The following is a 4,322-nucleotide window of genomic DNA, read 5'->3' as shown; positions in this document are numbered from 1 at the left end:
GCTCTGCCGTCCGGACCTCAAGGACAACAAGTGCAAGGTTGACCTCGACGCCACGGTGATCGCGCCGAGCGGCAAGACCTCGATCGAGAGGTTCGCGCCCGCCAAGGACCCGAAGATCGACTGCTTCTTCGTCTATCCGACCGTCTCGCTGGATCCCGGCTGGCAGTCCGACTTCGTCCCCGACAAGATGGAGTGGGACGACATCAAGCTGCAGTTCGCCCGTTTCGGGTCGGCCTGCCGGACCTTCGCGCCTATGTACCGCCAGACCACGCTGACCGCGCTTCGGGTCGCCAGCGGCGGCAAGCCGCCGGCCGGTGAGCGTCCGCCCGCCAACTTCGGCGGCTACAACGACGTCGTCGATGCGTGGAACTACTATCTGCAGCACGAGAACAAGGGCCGCGGCGTCGTCCTGATCGGCCACAGCCAGGGCGCCGGCGTCATCGCCCGCCTCGCCGCCGCGGAGATCGACGGCAAGCCGATCCAGAAGCAGTTCATCTCGGCCCTGGTCCTGGGCGCCCCGGTGCTCGTGCCGCCAGGCAAAGACGTGGGAGGCACCTTCAAGACCATCCCGCTCTGCCACGCCGAAGACCAGCTCGGCTGCGTGATCAACTACTCCAGCTTCCGCGACAGCAATCCGCCGCCGCCGGATTCCCGCTTCGGGCGTGGCCGCGGCGAGCTGCGCGCCGCCTGCACCAATCCGGCCGACCTGAAGAGCGGCCGCGGCGCGCCCGATGGCTATTTCCTGACCAAGGGCTTCCTGAACGGCTCCGGCGGGGCGACCCAACCGGACTGGACGACGCCGCCAACGAAGATCGACACGCCGTTCGTGAAGGTCCCTGGCCTGATCACGACCGAGTGCGTCTCCAAGGGCGACTTCACCTGGCTGGAGATGCACGTGAACGCGGATCTAAAGGGACCCCGGACCCACGAGTTGGCGGGAGAGATCATCCGTCCGACGGGGCCGGACTGGTCATGGGGCCTCCACCTGATCGACGTCGATCATTCGATGGGCGATCTCGTGCGGATCGTCAGGACTGAGGGCGCCGCCTACGCAAGGGCGCACTAACGCACCGATAGCGCCTCAGGCCGCGCAGGCGCGTTCGCAGGCCTCCGCCAGGGCGCGGCGGGTGAGGGGTTTGTCGACCACGGGCGCGGCGGTCTGGCCGATCAACATGTCCGGATTGCCGGTCAGGTAGATGTGCGGCACGGGCCCTAGCTGCTCCGTGATCGCCCGGACAGCCTCGACGCCGGTGCCGCCCAGGATGCGCATGTCCGCGGTCACGAGGTCGGGCCGGTGGGCCAGCGCGCTCTTCACAGCGTCGGCGGGGTTGTCGACGATGTCGCAACTCTCAAAACCGAAGTCGTGAAGCAGGCTCTCGACCTCCAGCGCGATCAGCATCTCATCTTCGATGATCAGCGCGTGGCGGGCGGTGTGAAGATCCTTCATGGCAGACCGGGGATAAGCAACCGTGTCGAGGGTGCGACAATCTGTCAATTCTCACGCCACAAGCCATTGACGCAACGCAAATAGCGAAAGACTTCGCTTGAGATCGCAGGCCGGTGACTTGTTCTTCACCGCGGGCGATCATGGGCCATGGACCCGGAACGCCCGCCAGACGTCGACGCCGAGTATAAGCTGATCCATGGCCCCTGGCCGCGCTGGGCGCTGCAGATCAGCCTGCTGAAGCTGGCGTTGCGCAGCGCTGCGATCGTGCTGGTCCTGTGCCTGGTGGCGATCGCCATCGCAATCGCGGTCGTGCGCCTGCGCTAGATAAGGCGCCGGATTTGGGCGGCCTCAGCGGCCCTTGAACTCCGCGGAGCGTTTCTCGACGAAGGCCATGATGCCTTCGCGGGCGTCCTCGGTGCGCGAGGCGTCGCCCTGGACGTAGGCCTCGGCCTCCACCTGCTCGTGCCAGGCGGCGTCCATGGAGGCCCAGATCAGGTTGCGGGTGTAGCCGAGCGAGATCGGGCCGTCGGCAAGCTGGGTCGCCAGGCCCAGGGCCGCCGACATCAGTTCGGCGTCCGGCACACACCGGTTGATCAGACCCCACTCAAGCGCGGTCCTGGCCGGGAGCTTTTCGCCAAGCAGGACGAGCTCCATGGCCCGGGCCTTGCCGACCAGACGCGGCAGCAGGTAGGTCGCGCCGCCATCCGGCACCAGGCCGATGCGGCGGAAAGCCTGAAGGAAATAGGCGCTTTCGCCGGCGACGATCAGGTCGCAGACCAAGGCCAGCGAGGCGCCCACGCCGGCCGCCACGCCGTTCACCGCCGCCACCAGCGGCTTGGGCGATTTGCGCACTGCGCTGACGAAGGGATTGTAGACCTTGATCAGCGATTGGTTGGGACCATTGGGGTTCTGGGCTATCCGTCCGCCGCCGCCCGACAGGTTGGCGCCGGAGCAGAAGCCGCGGCCTTCGCCGGTGATCACGATGGCGCGCACCGCCGGATCGGCGACGAAGCCCTCAAAAGCAGCGGTCAGGCCATCCATCAGCTCCACGCCGGCTGCGTTCAGCGTCGCCGGGTCGTTGAGGGTGATGATGCCGATCTTGCCCTGGACCTCGGTCCGGACCTTTGCGGGAGATTGGGCGCCATCCATGGGAATTCCTCCAGTTCGGGACTGTCGCCCGATCTAAAGGACTTTACCCTTGCGGAAGCCTAGCTGAAAGCGCCGCGGCTAACCTAGGCCGCGGCAACCGCCGCCATGGGCTGGGCCGCGGTCGTGCGGTTGCGGCCAGCGTGCTTGGAGGCGTAGAGCGCCGCGTCGGCGCGTTCCACCAGGCTCATGGCGCCTTCGCCTGCGATCCGTTCGGCGTAGCCGGCGGAGACGGTGATGGTGCCCAGGTCCTCGTTGGTCGAGCGGCGCTTCAGCGATCGGGACGAAACCTCTTCGCGGATCTCCTCCAGAACCGCCTTGGCCGTGCGACCGTGCTCGGTCGGGAAGATGATCGCGAATTCCTCGCCGCCATAGCGGGCGGCCATGCGCGGATGGGCGCCCATCCGCCCGATGACGCTCGCCACATAGCGCAGGACCTGGTCGCCGATCTGGTGGCCCCAGGCGTCGTTGAAGCCCTTGAAGTGATCGATGTCGATGATCGCCAGGGTCATGCCTTCGCCAGCCGCGTCGGCGATTTCGCAGGCGTGCTCCAGGCCTTCGTCGAAGGCCTTGCGGTTGGCCAAGTTGGTCAGGCCATCGGTCATGGCGTCCCGGCGCACCTGGTCGAGGCTCTCGCGCAGGCGGCCGAGTTCGGCGGTGGTCTCGGCCAGCTGGCCTTCCAGCACGGCGTTTTCGCCCTGCACCTTCCGGGTGGCCACCGTCAGGTCTTCGACCACGGACTTCACGGTGTTCGCGTCGTCCTCGGTCAGGCGCCCGGAGGCGATGGCCAGTTCCTGGCCGTACTCTTCGCTGGACCGCTGGGCCGCGCCGATGGCGGCGGTGACCGATTGCAATTCCTTGGACAGCACGTCGCCGGCTTCGAGGATATCGCCGTTCAGCTTGGCCTCGGGCAGGAATTGGGCGGCCAGCGCCTCGCCCATGGTCTCAGTGATCGCTTCGCCGGCCGCCAGCAGGCGGTCGATCTCCTGGGCGAGCGGGCTCTCCTTCTCGGCGACATAGTGCACCCAGAGCTCGAAGTTGCGGACGGTCGGCCAGACCTGATGGGCTTCCATGACCTCCAGCGCCGTGCGCGCGAGCTCATAGGACTTGGGGCTGCGGAGCGCGGTCTGGACGTCCACCGACATGTTCAGATCTTCCCGAGGAGGCCGGCCGCCTCATGCGGACCGCCTATACTGGGGAAGAACCCTACGGCCGGAACACCCAACTAAGCGTTAAAGGGCGCGCCATGCCGCGCACTGTTCCGCTCGGGTCGACGGTCTAGTCTTCCGAGCGGGGCGGCGGCGGACGCGACAGGAACGCCGGTACGTCGTGGCCGAAGCCCACCACTCCGTCGTCGCCCTCTTCGCGGTCGCGACGGCCGCGCTCGCCACGCGGGGGATCGGGACGCCGTTCGGGCTGGCGCTCCGGCGCAGCGCGGCTGCGCTCTGGACGCTCGCGCGGACGCTCCGGTTCGCGGCGCGGCGGAGCCGCCTCACGGACCGGCGCCGGCGCTGCGGCTTCCGCCTGGGCCGCCTGCGGGGCGGATTCGGCGCGAGGCTCGCCGCGGCGGCCGCGGCCGCTGCGCTCGCGCGAGCGTTCGGGGCGTGGCGCGGCTTCGGTTGGGACGGCGGAAGGCTCGGGCGCAGTCGCCGGGTCGAAGGGTGTCATGGACGCCACTTCACCGTGGACCGGCACCGGGCGAGGCCGGCGGTCGCGGTCGCGGTCGCGG

5 protein-coding genes and 1 pseudogene are annotated in these 4,322 nt (G+C 68.3%); 2 read left to right on the top strand and 4 right to left on the bottom strand.

Going from position 1 to position 4,322, the window contains the following annotated elements; translation table 11 throughout:
- Window positions 1-1,066, top strand: a 1,066-nt coding sequence (locus E8A12_RS06080; RefSeq protein ID WP_293366989.1) for a DUF3089 domain-containing protein, incomplete at its 5' end; no start/stop codon positions are given.
- Window positions 1,067-1,081: 15 nt separating this feature from the next.
- Here E8A12_RS06080 and E8A12_RS06075 read toward each other — a convergent pair.
- Window positions 1,082-1,447 (bottom strand): response regulator, encoded by a 366-nt coding sequence (locus E8A12_RS06075; RefSeq protein WP_293366988.1) that lies wholly within the window; start codon window positions 1,445-1,447, stop codon window positions 1,082-1,084.
- 147 nt (window positions 1,448-1,594) lie between these two features.
- Here E8A12_RS06075 and E8A12_RS06070 point away from each other — a divergent pair, with 147 nt between their 5' ends.
- The gene (locus E8A12_RS06070; protein ID WP_293366986.1) at window positions 1,595-1,771 is read left to right on the top strand and encodes a hypothetical protein; all 177 of its coding nucleotides are present in this window, start codon (window positions 1,595-1,597) and stop codon (window positions 1,769-1,771) included.
- Window positions 1,772-1,795: 24 nt separating this feature from the next.
- Here the strand turns inward: E8A12_RS06070 and E8A12_RS06065 are convergent, their stop codons facing one another.
- The 3 genes and pseudogenes from E8A12_RS06065 to E8A12_RS06055 form a co-directional block, all read right to left on the bottom strand.
- The gene (locus E8A12_RS06065) at window positions 1,796-2,596 is read right to left on the bottom strand and encodes an enoyl-CoA hydratase/isomerase (protein ID WP_293366984.1); all 801 of its coding nucleotides are present in this window, start codon (window positions 2,594-2,596) and stop codon (window positions 1,796-1,798) included.
- Window positions 2,597-2,679: 83 nt separating this feature from the next.
- Entirely contained in the window at window positions 2,680-3,738 is a 1,059-nt protein-coding gene (locus E8A12_RS06060) for a GGDEF domain-containing protein (protein ID WP_293366983.1), read from the bottom strand.
- 133 nt (window positions 3,739-3,871) lie between these two features.
- A pseudogene (locus E8A12_RS06055) lies at window positions 3,872-4,322 on the bottom strand (DEAD/DEAH box helicase); the annotation flags it as partial.

Origin of the sequence: Phenylobacterium sp. (assembly GCF_004799395.1) — a bacterium.
GTDB lineage: Bacteria > Pseudomonadota > Alphaproteobacteria > Caulobacterales > Caulobacteraceae > Phenylobacterium.
The sequence above is the reverse complement of the archived record's forward strand: the minus strand, read 5'-3'. Positions and strand labels throughout refer to the sequence as shown.